Raw genomic sequence first — 15,264 nt, 5'->3', positions numbered from 1 at the left:
ATGAACCTCACGCCTCGCGAAAAAGACAAGCTGCTGGTGGCTATGGCCGCCGAGGTCGCGCGCAAGCGTCTGTCACGCGGTGTTAAACTGAACCACCCCGAAGCGATTGCTCTGATCACCGACGCGGTGGTCGAAGGCGCGCGCGATGGCCGTTCGGTCGCAGATTTGATGCAAGCCGGTGCCGAAGTCATCACCCGCGAGCAGTGCATGGATGGGATCGCCGAAATGATCCACGAAGTGCAGGTCGAGGCCACCTTTCCGGATGGGACCAAGCTGGTCACCGTCCACAACCCTATTCGCTAACTTCCCGATCAGAGGACATTTATCATGAAACGTTTTGTTGCTCCCTTGGCCGTTCTTCTGACCGCGACTGCTGCTCAGGCTCACAACGATGGCATCCACATGCATCCCCACGGCACCGAAAACTGGCTGCCCGTTGCGGTCGCGTTGGGAATCATCGCGCTGGCTGCGGTTGCATGGAAGGCGCGCCAATGATCCCCGGAGAACTCTTCCCCGCCGATGGGGACCTGACCCTGAACGCAGATCGCGAGGCGATCACCCTGGTGGTTGCAAACACGGGTGACCGCCCCGTTCAGGTCGGCAGCCATTACCACTTTGCGGAAACCAATCCGGCGCTCGATTTCGACCGCGCCGCGGCGCGCGGAATGCGGCTGGACATCGCCGCAGGGACTGCCGTCCGGTTTGAACCGGGCCAGCGCCGCGAAGTGCAACTGATCCCCGTGGGCGGTGCCCGCAAAATTTACGGATTCAATCAACAGATCATGGGCGAGCTTGAATGAACAACCCCTTCCCGGACCCGTTCAAATTATTCAGTGCACAGATGTATGTCACCGCAATGGCCATTGAGGCCTCTGCCGTCATCGGAATGCGAATGCTGGGTATGTCGGGTCTGTGGGCCGTTCCAAGCAGCGAAAACAGCCGCATGATCAGCGAAAAACAAGTCGCTTTTGCCAAGTCCAGCCAAAAGGCCTTTATCGCGGCCATGAGCGGGAAAACCGCGGACGTCGTGATGATGGAAGCTGCGAAGCCTTTGCGCCGCCGGACCTCTGCCAACCACAAACGCCTGACCCGCCTCGGTCCGAAGACTTTCTAGGAGTTTCCTATGCCCGCAACGATTAAACGCTCCGATTACGCAGCGATGTTCGGCCCGACCACGGGCGATCGTCTGCGCCTAGCCGACACTGATCTGATCATCGAGGTCGAGCGCGACCTGACCGCCGAAGCCGTCGGTGCCGCCCGCACTGGTGGTGATGGCCCCAACGCTGCGATCTACGGCGAAGAGGTGAAGTTCGGCGGAGGCAAAGTCATCCGCGACGGTATGGGCCAAGCCCAGACAACGCGCGCTGACGGTGCCGTTGATACCGTGGTCACCAATGCGCTCGTTGTAGACTGGACTGGCATTTACAAAGCGGATGTTGGCCTGAAGGACGGGCGTATTCACAAGATCGGCAAGGCGGGTAACCCTGACACCCAACCCGGCGTCAACATCATCGTCGGCCCCGGCACCGAGGTCATCGCAGGCGAAGGCCGCATCCTGACCGCAGGCGGGTTCGACAGCCACATCCACTATATCTGCCCCCAGCAGATCGAGGACGCATTGCATTCGGGCTTAACCACGATGCTTGGCGGTGGCACTGGCCCCGCGCACGGCACGTTGGCAACGACCTGTACCCCTGGCCCTTGGCATATTGGCCGGATGCTGCAGTCGGCGGATGCCTTCCCGATGAACCTCGCCTTTGCGGGCAAGGGCAATGCGTCGATCCCCGCCGCGTTGGAAGAGCAGGTGAAAGCCGGTGCTTGCGCACTGAAACTGCACGAGGACTGGGGCACTACCCCCGGCGCGATCGATTGCTGCCTTGGCGTGGCGGATGCGATGGACGTTCAGGTGATGATCCACACGGACACCCTGAACGAATCCGGCTTTGTCGAGCACACGGTCAAGGCCATGAAGGGCCGCACCATCCACGCCTTCCACACCGAAGGCGCGGGCGGTGGTCACGCCCCCGACATCATCAAAATCTGCGGCGAAGAGCATGTTCTGCCCTCGTCCACCAACCCGACCCGCCCCTTCACTGTGAACACGCTCGAGGAACACCTCGACATGCTCATGGTCTGTCACCACCTTGATAAATCGATCCCCGAAGACATTGCCTTTGCCGAGAGCCGTATCCGCCGCGAAACCATCGCCGCTGAAGATATCCTGCACGACATGGGCGCGTTCTCGATCATCGCGTCGGACAGTCAGGCCATGGGCCGAGTCGGCGAGGTGCTGATCCGCACATGGCAAACCGCTGACAAGATGAAGAAGCAGCGTGGTCGCCTGCCCGAAGAAACCGGCGACAACGACAACTTCCGTGTCCGCCGCTACATCGCCAAGTACACTATCAACCCTGCGATTGCGCATGGCATCGGCCACCAGATCGGCAGCATCGAAGAAGGCAAGCGCGCCGACCTCGTGCTGTGGAACCCTGCGTTCTTTGGCGTGAAGCCCGAGATGGTCCTGATCGGTGGCAGTATTGCGATGGCCCAGATGGGCGATCCCAACGCCTCAATCCCGACGCCGCAGCCCGTCTATTCGCGCCCGATGTTCGGCGCCTATGGCCGTGCGGTCGAGAACTCGGCGGTTATCTTCGTGTCCGAGGCCGCCCAAGCGGACGACATCGGCAAGAAGCTGGGGATATTCAAGCAGACCGTCGCGGTGCAAAACACCCGCGGCATCGGAAAGAGCGATCTGAAGCTGAACACTGCCCTGCCCAAGGTCGAGGTGAACCCCGAAACCTACGAAGTCCGCGCGGACGGTGAATTGCTGACCTGTCAGCCCGCCGAGTCCCTGCCGATGGCCCAACGTTACTTCCTGTTCTAAGACTATGATCGTCGCAAATACCTACCATAACCACACCCACGGCACTCCGGCTGCCCGCATTTCCCTGACTTACGAGGCGCGCTTCCTGCGCCGTCGCGTGCTGGTCACGGACGACGGGCTCGAATTCCTGCTGGACCTCGAACAGACCACCTCTCTTGATCACGGTGGAGCCCTGATCCTTGAGGACGGTCGTGAGATCGAAGTCGTTGCCGCCCCCGAAACCCTGCTACAAGTGCGGGGGGAGCATCTGGTGCGGCTGGCATGGCACATCGGCAACCGCCACACGCCTTGTCAGATCGAGGAGGATCGTCTGCTGATCCAGCCCGACCACGTGATCCGCGACATGCTGGGGAAACTGGGGGCTGATGTGGCCGAAGTTACCGAGCCCTTCACCCCCGAAGGCGGGGCCTATGGTCACGGCCGCACCCATTCCCATGCGCACTGACGCTACGATCCTGTTGGCTCAATGGCTGTCGCCTGCCTTTCCGGTGGGTGCGTTCGCCTATTCCAGCGGCCTCGAGTCGGCTGTGGCAGGCGGGCTGACCGTTGATGGATTGCAGGACTGGCTGGCGGATTTTCTGGTTCATGGCACTGGACGGTCTGACGCGATCCTGATCCGAGCCTCTGCCGAAACCCATGATCCGGCTGACGTGGACGAAACCGTCCGTGCCTTTTGTGCCAGTCGCGGACGCTTGCTGGAGACCGAGTCTATCGGCCGTGCGTTTTGCCTGCAATTGGCGAATGTTTGGGATTTGCCCGTGGCCAACCTGACCTATCCGGTTGCCTTGGGGCAGGGGTTGCGGGCGCTGGACTTGCCGGTCGATCTGGCGATCCAGATGTACCTGCACGCCTATGTCTCCAACATGATCTCAGCTGCGCAACGTCTGATGCCGCTGGGGCACACAAATGGCCAGCGCATCTTGACGGCCCTGACGCCGCTCTGCGCCGAGGTTGCCGAAGAAACCAAAGGCTTGGGATGCGATGACATCACCAGCCAATGCTTTGCCGCCGACATCGCGGCCATGCAGCACGAAGTACTAAGCCCAAGGATTTTCCGCACATGAGCAAACGGAATGGCCCCCTGCGGGTCGGGATCGGTGGTCCTGTCGGCGCTGGCAAGACCAGCCTGACCGCCGCCCTGTCCAAACGCCTCAAAGTCACGCATTCGATCGGCGTCATCACCAACGACATCTACACCCAAGAGGATGCCGAGGCCCTGATGCGCATGCAGATCCTGCCGCAGGACCGCATCATCGGGGTGGAGACCGGCGGTTGCCCGCACACGGCGATCCGCGAGGATGCCTCGATTAATCTGGCCGCTGTGGCGGAGATGCAGGAACGCCATCCCGATGTGGAAATCGTTCTGATCGAGAGCGGTGGCGATAACCTGTCGGCGACCTTCAGCCCCGAACTGGCGGACGTGACCATCTATGTGATCGATGTCGCCGCGGGCGAGGAAATTCCGCGCAAAGGTGGCCCCGCCATCACGCGCTCGGACATTCTGGTGATCAACAAGACCGATCTGGCGCCTTATGTAGGTGCCTCGCTTGAGGTCATGGACCGCGATGCGAACCGCGTTCGCAAAGGACTGCCGTTCGTCTTTGCCTCTGTCCGAAAAGAAGAGGGTGTGGATCAGGTCATTGATCTACTGTCGAAAATCGGCGGGTTCTGAGAAACGAAAAGGGCCGCCCTTGGGCGACCCTTTGGAAACCTGTCGAGGTTCCTGAATTAGCGACGGATGCCCAGACGCTTGATCAGGTCCTGGTACCGTGCTTCTTCTTTGCCCTTCAGGTAGTCCAGCAGCTTGCGGCGCTGAGCAACCATCATCAACAGACCACGACGCGAGTGGTTGTCTTTCTTGTGGGTTTTGAAGTGCTCGGTCAGGGTGGTGATACGCGAGGTCAGGATAGCAACCTGTACTTCGGGCGAACCGGTGTCGCCTTCTTTGGTTGCGAATTCTTTGAGAATGCGTGCTTTTTCTTCAACAGTGATCGACATCGGGGTCTCCTGTCTGGTTAAGGGTTATGGCGCAGGCCGGGATGTCGTCCAGCAAGGCCCTTGGAGATATCCGCAACAGCGGATGCACGCTGTTACGCGATTCTGTGTGGAAAATAAAGCCCAAGCTTAGGCAAAGGCTTCGATTCCCAACGTAGCCGCCTCTTTCGCACCAAGAAGGATGACCTTGTCGATGTTCAGGTCGGTGCTATCGGTCTTGGCGATCACTTGGCCGTCGATACGAATGCTCCATAAACCTTGGTCATCAGGTTCGGGGTCAAGGCTAAGAGTGGGCACGTCATCGTCCGTGCCCTCATCGTAAAGGACAAAGAGCTCATCCTCGCTCTCGTCATAATCTTGAATAATTGCGGGATCGGTAAGCTCGTTGATTTCGGGTGAAAGCTCGATCACGTAGGTGTCGCTTCCCTCGCCGCCGTGAAAATAGTCCCCTGCGGCTCCGACAAGGGTATCGGACCCCAATCCGCCGTTCAGAAAGTCAGTGCCTGTGCCCTGGTCCATGACCAGATCATCGCCTTGCCCGCCGAAAAGTGCGTCGCGCCCTTCACCTCCGACGAGGGTGTCGTTACCAAGGCCGCCAGAGAGATTATCGTCCCCGTCACCGCCGGATACGAAGTCCGCCCCCGGCCCACCTTCGAGGATGTCGTTTCCGAAATCGCCAAATAGGGTATCCCCTCCGGACATGCCGGTCAGACTGTCGTTATCGGATCCGCCGTCCAAGGTGTCTGCCCCGTGGCCTCCGGCCAGAGAGTCTGCGCCATTGTCCCCGAGGATTGCGTCGTCCCCGTCTTGGCCAAGGACACTGTCAGCGCCATCGAGGCCACTTAGCACGTCATCCCCTTCACCGCCGACAATCTGATCATCTCCGGTGCTGCCGTTCAGAACGTCATCATCCGCCGACCCTTCGAGAATACCGCCCGGGTTGCCAGCCTCGGCGCTGGTTTCATCGGTTTCAAGGTCTTTGGAAACGTCAGCATCGTCTTCGACCTGATCGGGTTCAGGCATTACGGTAATCGCCCCGACCATCAGGGCACTCAGTAAACTGGCCAGCATTAGCATTTCGGCCTCCTACACATCTACAGTGTCGAAGGTAGTCCAGAACCTGATGGAATCGCAGTGCTTTCTGGGAAAGCAGTTAACGCGTGTCGTCCGGCATCTCTTGCATGATCTCGGTGGCGATCTGGGAGGCGTAGTCGCCAATCAGCGGAATGAACTCGATTTTCGAGAGCCAGAAGCCAACAAATGAAACCAGAATCGTCGCGCCAAGCACGGAGCCAAGACCAAAGGAGATCCCGCGGAGCAACTGATAGAACATCATCTTCAGATAGCTGTCGTGGACCCGCAGAAACTTGTGGTTATTGAGCCGTTCGATTTCTTCGGTCAGTTTCTCGGTTTCAGAGGTATTCATGGCGCGCTCCAAAGGACAGGCTGTACACTATAGCCGATATACAACGGGTGTTTCGGGTGGCCTGCCTTGCTGAGGCCAAGGTGATAGAGAGGCAATCCGGTTGCTCGCAAAAGATCCTCGACGACCCCGCCGCGGCCAAGATGAGCGCCGTGGGTGCCCCAAGCACAGACAATCTGATCGGCTTGCAACGCGCCGTTCCGGATCGCTTCGTCATTCAGGGGACCGACTGGGTCCGCAGCTGCGCGCATGGCTTTGGGGTCCGTATCCCGCCAAGCGAAAATATTTGTGACCTCGAAGCTGCCGAAGCCCAACGTGCGCGCCCTCCGCTCGCAGCGCTCGACGGTTGGATCGTTCTGCACTTCGGTCGCGGTCGACGGATTGAGCATCACAAAGAGCGCCCTTTTGCCTGCGGGATCCCAAGTGCGGGTCAGACTGTATCTGTAGCGTTCGCAATCGGAATAGGTCGCTACAGAGGGCGCATCATCTTTTATATGGGTGCGTGTCAGCATAAAGTATGTCTGAAGGCAAAAGTGCCGTGATTGCAACCAACATGTTAACGCGCTTGTGATCAAATGATGTACGGCAAAGTTCTAATAAATTGGGCGCAGGCCTAAAATCCCAACCTTTCGATCCGAATACATAGATGGGCAGACTCTTGCCCCGCGATCGGAGAAGTCGATGGAGCTTTGGTTACTGTTAGGGTTGGGCGGCGCCGTCTCGAGCCTTGTGTTCGGGTGGGATCGGAGTCTTGCGCTGTTTCAGGATGATGAACTGCTTGACCAGGAGCAAGAGCTGATCGACTCCGAAGAACAAGCGGTCGAAGTACAGCCGGAGGGGCCTTTTGAGCTCTCTGAACTCGTCGATTTTGCGTCAGGTGGCGGTGATGACGAGATCTACGTCACAGCCCAAAGCGACGGTTCAGATGGTTGGACCTATGCCAAGCGCAGCGATTTGGAGACCATGCTGGATGGCGAAGACGTCATGGCTTGGTTTTACGAAGGCGACGATCACTCTGATCCAGATACGGGGCATGACACTGCGGAAGACTGCGAAGACTTGATCCACGTGGCGAGCGGTGCAGGCGATGATTGGATCGAAGTCTGGGGCCATGCTGCATCTGAAATCAGGACGGGCGAAGGTGCAGACACGGTGCTGGTCTGCGACGGCGCGGGCTATACTGTGGTCCACGTCGAAGACGAAGACACGGCCATTCTATGTGATGACTGGACCGGATATGTGATTGGTACGGGCAGTGCCTCTGTCATTGGTGGTGCCGGGGTCGATGTGATCCGAATGACGGGTGACTCCTCGGGGTCAAACGTTCAGGCAGGTGCGGGCGCCGATGATCTGGTGACAGGCGGTGGCGGCATCCTGAACGGGAACCAAGGCGATGACAGCCTGACTGCAAACGGCGATAACGCAATTCTGCGGGGCGGAAGCGGTAACGACCACATCACCTCCTATGGCTCCAACACGATTATCGGCGGCGCGGGCAAAGATACAGTGACCCTCGGCGACGACATGGTGTCCCATAGCTATATGGGCGATGATATGGGTGTCACGACCTATACCCGCATCGCCGATGTGACACTGGGTGGGAACGGTGCCATTGATCAGGTTCAGGGAAATGACGGCGCTGACCTGATCGAGTTTATCGATGCAGGCGACACAGTCAGCGGCGGCAACGGCGTGGATACCTTTACAGCGATTGCGGGAGATGAAGCCTCGGTGATCACGGATTTCCACCCCGGGCAGGAAACCCTGCGGATTTATGAAACTGGCGGGGCAATGATAACCCACGGGACGGGCACTCTGATAGGCGAGTTGTCAGATGCAGAGCTCGATAGCGCGATGCAGGCCGAGCCCAGCTATGATCTGAGCGGACGTGTTACATCGGCCTATGACGAAGAAAGTTGCACGACCCGCGTCTTGATCGACGGTGAGCCAGCTGTGATTCTGGAAGGGTGCACTTGGGCCACCATCGGCTACGTGAATGGCGGCGATGACACCGTGTATGGGCTGGATGGCCAACCCTTGGCCGAAGGGCTTCGGGCGAATGTCATCGTGGAGGTCCACGAAAACATCACCCAGATTTCCCAGATCGGCTGACGCTTAGTCCAGATTGAATACGCGCACGGGGTGTAGGTTGCCGGACTTGAAGGTGCCGACGGCCAGCGCCTTGCCTTCGTAGCTGGCCCAAACCTCTTCGCCGTATTCAACGCCCGATGCGATCACCATGCCGGGGTTGCCGTTCTTCAGGCGCACGGCGCCCTCGGGGGTGGCGGTCACTTCGGTCATGTCATCAAGGCCCGCTTCTACGGGTAGCAGGAATTCATCCAGCTCGGGCGTGCGGGCCCTTTCTTCGATCTGCTCCAGCGTTACGCCGTCTTCGGCAGCATCAAAGGGGCCAGACCAGATGCGGCGCAGGCGCTGCACGTGGCCATGGCAGCCCAGCTTTGCGCCCAAATCGCGCGCGATCGAGCGGACATAGCCACCCTTGCCGCAGGTCATTTCCAGAACCACGTGGTCCGCGTCGGGACGGTCCACCAGCAGCAGTTCCTCAACGAACAAGGGGCGGGCTGCCAGTTCCACGTCTTCGCCATCGCGGGCCAGTTTATAGGCGCGCTGGCCGTCGATCTTCACAGCGCTGAATTTGGGCGGAACCTGCATGATGTCGCCGACAAAGCCGAACAGCGTTTCTTTGATCTCGTCATCCGTCGGGCGATTGGCCGAGGTCGCGATCACTTCGCCTTCTTCGTCGTCGGTGTTGGTCGCCGCGCCAAGGGTGACGGTGAACTCATAGGCCTTCATGGCGTCGGTGATGTAGGGCACGGTTTTAGTCGCCTCGCCCAATGCCACGGCCAGAACGCCGGTTGCATCGGGATCAAGGGTGCCCGCATGGCCCGCCTTGTTCGCGTTAAAGGCCCATTTGACCTTGTTCACCACAGCGGTCGAGGTCATGCCTGCCGGTTTGTCGATCACCAGCCAGCCCGAAATATCGCGGCCTTTTTTCTTGCGTGCCATAGTGGTCCCTACTGTCTGCCAAGGTCGGCGGACCTACCCCAGCGACTGGCTTTGGTCAATCGTCTGCGGGCACCACTGTGCCGACAATCGGTCCCATCGGGAACCCCCCGTCGTGGCGGTTCAATTCCGGCGCGTAAAGGCGCGAGATATTCCCGTCAAAGTACAATGCATTTGGGGTCTTGAGCGCGTCGCGGAACAGGCTGCCGAATTCGTGGAACGTGACAGTGTGGTTCGAGATGACGAAATACGCCGTCTTGCCGTCTTCGGTCGTGCCGACGCCGTTGCGGATGTAGCGCGAATCCGAGTCCTTCAGAAAACGGGGGTGCAGTTCGCCGTTGATCACCAGCATCGGGCCGGATTGGTTCGCATCGCGGCAGGTCGGTTTGTCCTCGGCGTAGCGCAGGGTCTCGTAGACCTGAGCGCTTCCGTCGTTCAGGCACAGCACGCCATTGGGCAGCATGCCAAAGTTGCCCGGTCCCGCGTTGGGGATCACGCGCATCTCTTCTTGGCCGTTCTCGACATAGTGGCCAACGGGCTTGCGGTTGGGGTGGTACATGCCCGCGTTCATGGCAAAGCCAAGTTGCATCCCCTTGGCCTTGAGTCCGTTGTCCAGTTTGCGGAACTGGCCCCAAATGTCGCCGTCCCCGTCGTTCAAAAACAGGCGCACGTCTTCTTGGGTCAGATCGACCGCGCAAACGGTGTAGTCATTGCCCTGATACTCTAGATCACGGCAATCAGAGGCCTGCGCTGTCATCGCGCTGCCTGTCAGGATCGCGGCTGCAAGAAGCAGTCGGCGCATCACTCCTCCAGATCGCGGCGGACGGTGTCCTGATCGAACAGGCGGCGCGTCTCGTCCATCTGGTCAAAGGTCTCGTCCAAGCGGAAGCGCAGGTCGGGCGTGTATTTCAGGTTGGTCACCTTACCTATGGCGCGGCGCAACTCGTTCTTGTTGCGGGCCAGTAGTTCGACCACCTGATCCTGCCCCTGTCCGCCCAAGGGCATGACATAGGCGGTCGCGATCTTCAGGTCGGGCGAGGTACGCACTTCGCCCACGCTGACCGACAGACGGTTCAGGTCAGGGTCGTGGATATCGCCCCGTTGCAGCACCTCTGACAGGGTGCGTCGGATGAGTTCGCCCACGCGCAGCTGACGCTGCGAAGGTCCGGGGCCGTCGGAGAATTTGTTCTTAGCCATACTGCGCATCTAATCCTTTGCCAGCGCCGTGCCAAGCAGCCTTTGCCAAAGCAGCAACTCTCGGCTAGTCACACCTGCATCATAGCAGAAGAAGGACGCGGGTTATGTCGGAAAGCATCGGTATTGTCATCACAGGCGCATCGGGCCGTATGGGGCAGATGCTGGTCAAAACCGTGATCGAGCGCGACGGCGTCCATCTGGCGGGGGTTGTCGAGCGTGCGGGCCATGACTGGGTCGGTCAGGATCTGGGCGTTCTGATGGGGGGCACCAAAAGCGGCGTCGTTGTGTCGGACGATCCCGCAGCAGCTTTTGCCGGCGCACAGGCTGTGATTGATTTCACGGCTCCTGCGGCCACGATTTCTTTTGCCAAAACAGCGGCAGAGGCTGGCGCGGCGCATATCATCGGCACCACTGGGTTCACCGAAGATGACCTACAGGCTCTGGCCGTAGCGGGTCAGGGCGGCGTCACCATCCGCGCGGGCAACATGAGCCTTGGTGTGAATCTGCTGGTGCAGCTGACCAAAAAGGTCGCCGCCGCACTGGACGAAGATTTCGACATCGAGGTGATTGAAGCCCACCACCGCCGCAAGGTCGACGCCCCCTCTGGCACCGCGTTGATGCTGGGTGAGGCGGCCGCCGAAGGTCGCGGTGTGGCGCTGAAAGACGTTGAGGACCGCGCTCGTGACGGCATCACTGGAGAGCGCAAGCGCGGTGACATCGGCTTCAGTGTGATTCGCGGCGGGGACATTGTAGGCGAGCATGACGTGCTGTTCGCAGCTGATGGCGAGCGCATTACCCTGCGCCACGTTGCCTCTGATCGCGGCGTTTTCGCCCGTGGCGCCATCAAAGCAGCGCTCTGGGCACAGGGGAAAGAGGCCGGCGATTATGATATGCTGGACGTGCTGGGGCTGTGAGTCGCCTGTTCACCGAATGGTGAACCCGACGTAAAAACCAAAGCGGCCTCCGAGACGTTTCTCTACTATTAGGTGAACGGAGGCCGTGATGAAGACCAATGCTTTACTTTCTACCCTTGCCCTCTGCGTGACGGCAACGGTTGCCTCTGCAGAACTGCAGGTGGTCAAGGATCAGAGCGCGTTTCTAAATCTGGTCAAAGGGCGTGATCTGACCCGTCTGGGGATCACGCTACAAGTCTCTGAAAACGGTGAAATCACGGGCCGCGCCTTTGGAAAACAGGTGTCTGGCGCGTGGCAGTGGCATGACAGCTACTTCTGCCGCAGCCTGTTCTGGGGGCAGCAGGATCTGGGCAATAACTGCCAGCAGGTCGCCTTGGACGGCAACGATATCCGCTTTACTTCGGACCGCGGCGCGGGGCGCCACGCCAATTTCGGACTGGATTAATCGCGGTCAGAAATCGACCGCGATGCCCTTTTTCTCCCAATCGCCATAGCGGATGGGTTCGGGGCCGTCACGTCCGCCAAGCTCTGGCGGCAGGTCCAGTCCTTGGTCCTTTTTGCGGCGCTCTTCGGCTTCGGCCAGTGCCCGCTGTGCAGCAGGCGGCAGGTCACGCTTTTGCTCTTCGCTCATCTTGGTTCCTTTCCGGCTATTGTCTTGATATACGCAGCATCTGCCCACGGGCAAGATGACGGAGTGTTTCATGGACAAGAGCGGCCTCGCCCCGCGCCGTACGGCGCTGTACCTGCTAGATCAGATCACCGGCGAAGGACGCCTGATGGCCGAGATGGTCGCCAGCGGCGTTCTGGAACGTCTGGCCCCAGAGGAGCGTGCGCGCGCCCAAGGCCTGGTCATGGACACCCTGCGCGGGATGGAGCGCGCGGACCGTATGTTGCAAAAGCATCTGCGCAAGGAACCCTCGCTGACCGTGAAAAACGCGCTGCGCCTTGGGGTCATCGAGATCTGTGCCCGCCGCGAGGCCGGACATGGGGTTGTAAATTCATACGTCGAACTCATCTCGCGCAATAAACGCAACGCCATGCTCAAAGGTCTGGTGAACGCCGTTCTGCGCAAGTTCACCACAGACGGGCCAGAGGCATGGGATGCCCTGCGAACCCCGCGTATGCCCAAATGGCTTCGTGATCCGCTGGCCGAAGCTTGGGGTGCCAAGCCCATCGCTGCCATGGAAGAGATGCACTTTGCTGGCGCACCTCTCGATCTGACCGCCAAAGGCGACGCAGCAGCTCTGGCAGAGCGTTTGGGCGCCGAACTTCTGCCCATGGGCTCTGTGCGTCTGCGCGATCCCGGGCAGGTGACCGCTCTGGACGGCTATGAGACAGGCGATTGGTGGGTACAGGACGCTGCAGCGGCTGTCCCAGCCAAAATCTTGAATGCTCAATCGGGCGAAAAGGTGCTGGATCTCTGCTCTGCGCCCGGCGGCAAAACCCTGCAAATGGCCAACGCTGGCGCGAAAGTCACGGCGCTTGATATCTCCGCCGACCGTCTCAAGCGCGTCCACGAAAATCTGGAGCGCTGCGGGCTGAAGGCGAACGTTGTCCAAGGTGACGCGCTAGAGCACGAAGGCCAGTACGATGCGATCCTGCTGGACGCGCCTTGCTCGGCCACTGGCACGATCCGTCGTCACCCCGATTTGCCGTATGCTAAGGATGGCAGCGGCTTCTTCTCTTTGATCGAGTTGCAAGAGGTCATGCTGGACCGTGCCCTGACGCTGCTGAAACCCGGCGGACGTCTGGTCTATTGCACCTGTTCGCTGCTGCCTGACGAAGGTGAAGTCCAGATCGAAGAACTGCTCGCGCGTAACCCAAATGTTCAAGTTGATACTGCTGCAATGGACCTGCCATGGGTCGAGGACGCGTGGCGCTCGCCCGAGGGCGGATTGCGCCTGCGCCCCGATTATTGGGTGGATAAGGGTGGTATGGACGGATTTTACGTGGTTTCCCTGCGCTTGACTGCGTGACTTTACCACCTGCCGGATGTACACTTTCGGTCAAAATCAGGGACGCCGAAACGGCGCCCGCTTTGGCAGGCAGGCTAACAAATGGCAGATCACTTCAGTTTGCAGGAACGTAGCACGCTCACGGTCAACCGGATTCATGCGCGTCTTGCGGGGTTCGGGGCCAAGGCTGTTGCGTTCACATCAAGCCCGGAGCCGCGCACCATTGGCTCGGTGTCTCGGGGGCGGCAACTGCTCGCTGGGAACTTTCTGTTTGCTGGCAACCTGATCGAAGCGCCCGATACCTCCATCTGGAACATAGAAATGCCGACCGGCCGCTTCGCGATGGAGGTGCACGGCTGCGTTTGGCTAGATGACCTTGCGGCCTTGGGCACGCCGGACGCACGGGCAAAGGCGCAGGAATGGGTGATGGACTGGATCACCCTCTATGGCGCAGGAAAAGGTAAGGGCTGGTCACCTGATTTGACAGGCCGACGGATCATCCGCTGGATCAACCACGCTTTGGTTATCCTGCGCGGTGCGGAGCCCGAGACCTCTCACAAGTTCTACGCGGCGCTTGCCCGCCAGACCATTTTTCTGTCCCGTCGGTGGCGTGTCGCCGGTGCGGGTTTGCCACGGACCGAGGCGTTAGCGGGTTTGGTTTACGCGGGGCTTGCCCTCGAAGGCATGGAGGATTTGGTTGGGCCCGCGGTTGATGCGCTTGCCCGCCATTGCGACAGCCATGTGGATGCGAGCGGAGGCATTGCTTCGCGTAATCCCGAAGAGTTGCTTGAGGTGTTTAACCTTTTGGCATGGGTCAAGGTCGCACTCGTCGATGCAGACTTGCCCGTGCCGCGCGGCTTGATGGATGCACTAGAGCGAATCGCTCCGACATTGCGGGCGCTTCGCCATGCGGACGGTGAATTGGCCCGCTTTCATGGCGGAGGGCGCGGCGTTGAAGGGCGGTTGGATCGTGCGCTCGCAAATGCGCGAATCAAAGCCACGTCGCGCACCGGTTTGGCCATGGGATATGCCCGTTTGTCAGCGGGCCGAACCAGCGTTGTGGTTGATGCGGAGGCACCGGACACAGGTCTCACTGGTTTTGCCGCTCATGCGTCCACCATGGCGATCGAACTGACATCGGGGCGCCGCCCATTGGTGGTGAACTGCGGCTCAGGGCGTGATTTTGGCCGTGATTGGCGCCGGGCGGGTCGTGCCACCCCATCGCATTCCACGTTGGGGATCAGTGGTTTGTCGTCTGCGCAACTGGGGCCAGGGACATGGCGGGGGGGAATCTACCGCGAATATCTGGTGAATGCGCCTGATGACGTCCGCGCACAGATCATCCGCACGACCGAAGGAATGCAGTTCGAAGGTGGACACAATGGCTACGTTCCCTCTTACGGTCTGACCCACGCGCGAATGCTGGACCTGAGCTACGATGGCCGTGCTCTGGTCGGAGAAGACTTGTTGGCCACGATCAGCCACAAAGATCGCCGTCAATTCAATGCGGCTTTGGATGACACGGCGCTGACCGGCGTGCCCTTTGACCTGCGGTTCCATCTGCATCCGGACGTCGAGCCGACTCTGGACATGGGCGGGGCGGCTGTGTCCATGACACTCAAAAGTGGTGAGGTTTGGGTGTTCCGCCACGATGGCGTGGGTGAATTGGCCTTACAGCCGAGTGTTTATCTGGAAAAAGGCCGGATTCGGCCCCGAACCACGAAACAGATCGTTTTATCTGCCCGCGCGATGGATTATGCGACCCGCATCCGCTGGTCTTTTGCCAAAGCACAGGATAGCGAAGGCGCGATCCGTGATCTCGCCCCTGCCACGGCCGAGACCGACTGACCGAACGCGACCTTAGGAGACCCC

The 15,264-nt window shown here is 59.9% G+C and carries 21 protein-coding genes; 13 read left to right on the top strand and 8 right to left on the bottom strand.

What is annotated here, in order from left to right; translation table 11 throughout:
- The 8 genes from AB9K37_RS12865 to ureG are packed head-to-tail and all read left to right on the top strand — an operon-like array spanning position 1 to position 4,556.
- A complete protein-coding gene (locus AB9K37_RS12865) occupies positions 1-303 on the top strand; it encodes an urease subunit gamma (protein ID WP_072709289.1) in 303 nt (100 codons plus the stop codon).
- Between the two features lie 24 nt (positions 304-327).
- Positions 328-495: a hypothetical protein gene (locus tag AB9K37_RS12860; RefSeq protein WP_177218592.1), complete on the top strand. Its 168-nt coding sequence runs from the start codon at positions 328-330 to the stop codon at positions 493-495.
- On the top strand, positions 492-800 hold the full coding sequence (locus tag AB9K37_RS12855) for an urease subunit beta (RefSeq protein WP_369839369.1): 309 nt from the start codon (positions 492-494) through the stop codon (positions 798-800). Before AB9K37_RS12860 ends, AB9K37_RS12855 begins: the two co-directional genes overlap by 4 nt.
- Entirely contained in the window at positions 797-1,114 is a 318-nt protein-coding gene (locus AB9K37_RS12850; RefSeq protein ID WP_293710663.1) for an antifreeze protein, read from the top strand. Before AB9K37_RS12855 ends, AB9K37_RS12850 begins: the two co-directional genes overlap by 4 nt.
- Positions 1,115-1,123: 9 nt before the next feature.
- Positions 1,124-2,884 carry an urease subunit alpha gene (gene ureC, locus AB9K37_RS12845; RefSeq protein ID WP_369839366.1) on the top strand — a complete coding sequence of 587 codons (1,761 nt, stop codon included), beginning with the start codon at positions 1,124-1,126 and terminating at the stop codon, positions 2,882-2,884.
- A 4-nt stretch (positions 2,885-2,888) separates the two neighbouring features.
- Positions 2,889-3,329, top strand: a complete 441-nt coding sequence (locus AB9K37_RS12840; RefSeq protein ID WP_369839364.1) for an urease accessory protein UreE — start codon at positions 2,889-2,891, stop codon at positions 3,327-3,329.
- Positions 3,295-3,948, top strand: a complete 654-nt coding sequence (locus AB9K37_RS12835) for an urease accessory protein UreF (RefSeq protein WP_369839361.1) — start codon at positions 3,295-3,297, stop codon at positions 3,946-3,948. Before AB9K37_RS12840 ends, AB9K37_RS12835 begins: the two co-directional genes overlap by 35 nt.
- Positions 3,945-4,556, top strand: coding sequence for an urease accessory protein UreG (gene ureG / locus AB9K37_RS12830; protein WP_369839358.1), 612 nt, complete (start codon positions 3,945-3,947; stop codon positions 4,554-4,556). Before AB9K37_RS12835 ends, ureG begins: the two co-directional genes overlap by 4 nt.
- A 56-nt stretch (positions 4,557-4,612) precedes the next feature.
- Here ureG and rpsO read toward each other — a convergent pair whose 3' ends face one another.
- The 4 genes from rpsO to AB9K37_RS12810 all read right to left on the bottom strand — a co-directional run bounded on the left by rpsO (position 4,613) and on the right by AB9K37_RS12810 (position 6,814).
- Positions 4,613-4,882, bottom strand: a complete 270-nt coding sequence (gene rpsO, locus AB9K37_RS12825) for a 30S ribosomal protein S15 (RefSeq protein ID WP_072709302.1) — start codon at positions 4,880-4,882, stop codon at positions 4,613-4,615.
- A 126-nt stretch (positions 4,883-5,008) separates the two neighbouring features.
- Positions 5,009-5,950 (bottom strand): calcium-binding protein, encoded by a 942-nt coding sequence (locus AB9K37_RS12820; RefSeq protein ID WP_369839355.1) that lies wholly within the window; start codon positions 5,948-5,950, stop codon positions 5,009-5,011.
- A gap of 82 nt (positions 5,951-6,032) precedes the next feature.
- A complete protein-coding gene (locus tag AB9K37_RS12815; protein WP_369839352.1) occupies positions 6,033-6,305 on the bottom strand; it encodes a DUF5665 domain-containing protein in 273 nt (90 codons plus the stop codon).
- Positions 6,302-6,814 (bottom strand): DUF1643 domain-containing protein, encoded by a 513-nt coding sequence (locus AB9K37_RS12810; RefSeq protein WP_369839349.1) that lies wholly within the window; start codon positions 6,812-6,814, stop codon positions 6,302-6,304. The genes AB9K37_RS12815 and AB9K37_RS12810 overlap by 4 nt, the downstream gene beginning before the upstream one ends.
- Positions 6,815-6,983: 169 nt before the next feature.
- Here AB9K37_RS12810 and AB9K37_RS12805 point away from each other — a divergent pair, with 169 nt between their 5' ends.
- Positions 6,984-8,414 carry a calcium-binding protein gene (locus tag AB9K37_RS12805; RefSeq protein WP_369839346.1) on the top strand — a complete coding sequence of 477 codons (1,431 nt, stop codon included), beginning with the start codon at positions 6,984-6,986 and terminating at the stop codon, positions 8,412-8,414.
- A gap of 3 nt (positions 8,415-8,417) precedes the next feature.
- Here the strand turns inward: AB9K37_RS12805 and truB are convergent, their stop codons facing one another.
- From truB to rbfA, 3 genes are read right to left on the bottom strand one after another with little or no spacing between them, the layout of a single operon-like run.
- Positions 8,418-9,329 (bottom strand): tRNA pseudouridine(55) synthase TruB, encoded by a 912-nt coding sequence (gene truB / locus AB9K37_RS12800; RefSeq protein WP_369839343.1) that lies wholly within the window; start codon positions 9,327-9,329, stop codon positions 8,418-8,420.
- Positions 9,330-9,384: 55 nt separating this feature from the next.
- Positions 9,385-10,128 carry a phosphodiester glycosidase family protein gene (locus tag AB9K37_RS12795; RefSeq protein ID WP_369839340.1) on the bottom strand — a complete coding sequence of 248 codons (744 nt, stop codon included), beginning with the start codon at positions 10,126-10,128 and terminating at the stop codon, positions 9,385-9,387.
- Positions 10,128-10,523: a 30S ribosome-binding factor RbfA gene (gene rbfA, locus AB9K37_RS12790; RefSeq protein ID WP_303961538.1), complete on the bottom strand. Its 396-nt coding sequence runs from the start codon at positions 10,521-10,523 to the stop codon at positions 10,128-10,130. Before rbfA ends, AB9K37_RS12795 begins: the two co-directional genes overlap by 1 nt.
- A 104-nt stretch (positions 10,524-10,627) precedes the next feature.
- Here rbfA and dapB point away from each other — a divergent pair, with 104 nt between their 5' ends.
- Positions 10,628-11,437: a 4-hydroxy-tetrahydrodipicolinate reductase gene (gene dapB, locus AB9K37_RS12785; RefSeq protein WP_369839337.1), complete on the top strand. Its 810-nt coding sequence runs from the start codon at positions 10,628-10,630 to the stop codon at positions 11,435-11,437.
- Between the two features lie 88 nt (positions 11,438-11,525).
- Positions 11,526-11,882, top strand: a complete 357-nt coding sequence (locus tag AB9K37_RS12780) for a dihydrodipicolinate reductase (protein ID WP_369839334.1) — start codon at positions 11,526-11,528, stop codon at positions 11,880-11,882.
- 6 nt (positions 11,883-11,888) lie between these two features.
- Here the strand turns inward: AB9K37_RS12780 and AB9K37_RS12775 are convergent, their stop codons facing one another.
- The gene (locus tag AB9K37_RS12775) at positions 11,889-12,068 is read right to left on the bottom strand and encodes a DUF1674 domain-containing protein (RefSeq protein WP_369839332.1); all 180 of its coding nucleotides are present in this window, start codon (positions 12,066-12,068) and stop codon (positions 11,889-11,891) included.
- Positions 12,069-12,138: 70 nt separating this feature from the next.
- Between AB9K37_RS12775 and AB9K37_RS12770 the strand changes: the two genes are divergently transcribed.
- Together AB9K37_RS12770 and AB9K37_RS12765 are read left to right on the top strand one after the other, a co-directional pair.
- Positions 12,139-13,413, top strand: a complete 1,275-nt coding sequence (locus AB9K37_RS12770; RefSeq protein WP_369839329.1) for an RsmB/NOP family class I SAM-dependent RNA methyltransferase — start codon at positions 12,139-12,141, stop codon at positions 13,411-13,413.
- Between the two features lie 81 nt (positions 13,414-13,494).
- Positions 13,495-15,240, top strand: coding sequence for a heparinase II/III family protein (locus tag AB9K37_RS12765; RefSeq protein ID WP_369839327.1), 1,746 nt, complete (start codon positions 13,495-13,497; stop codon positions 15,238-15,240).
- Positions 15,241-15,264 lie beyond the last annotated feature (24 nt).

This window comes from Donghicola sp. XS_ASV15, assembly GCF_041224595.1.
GTDB lineage: Bacteria > Pseudomonadota > Alphaproteobacteria > Rhodobacterales > Rhodobacteraceae > Donghicola.
The sequence above is the reverse complement of the archived record's forward strand: the minus strand, read 5'-3'. Positions and strand labels throughout refer to the sequence as shown.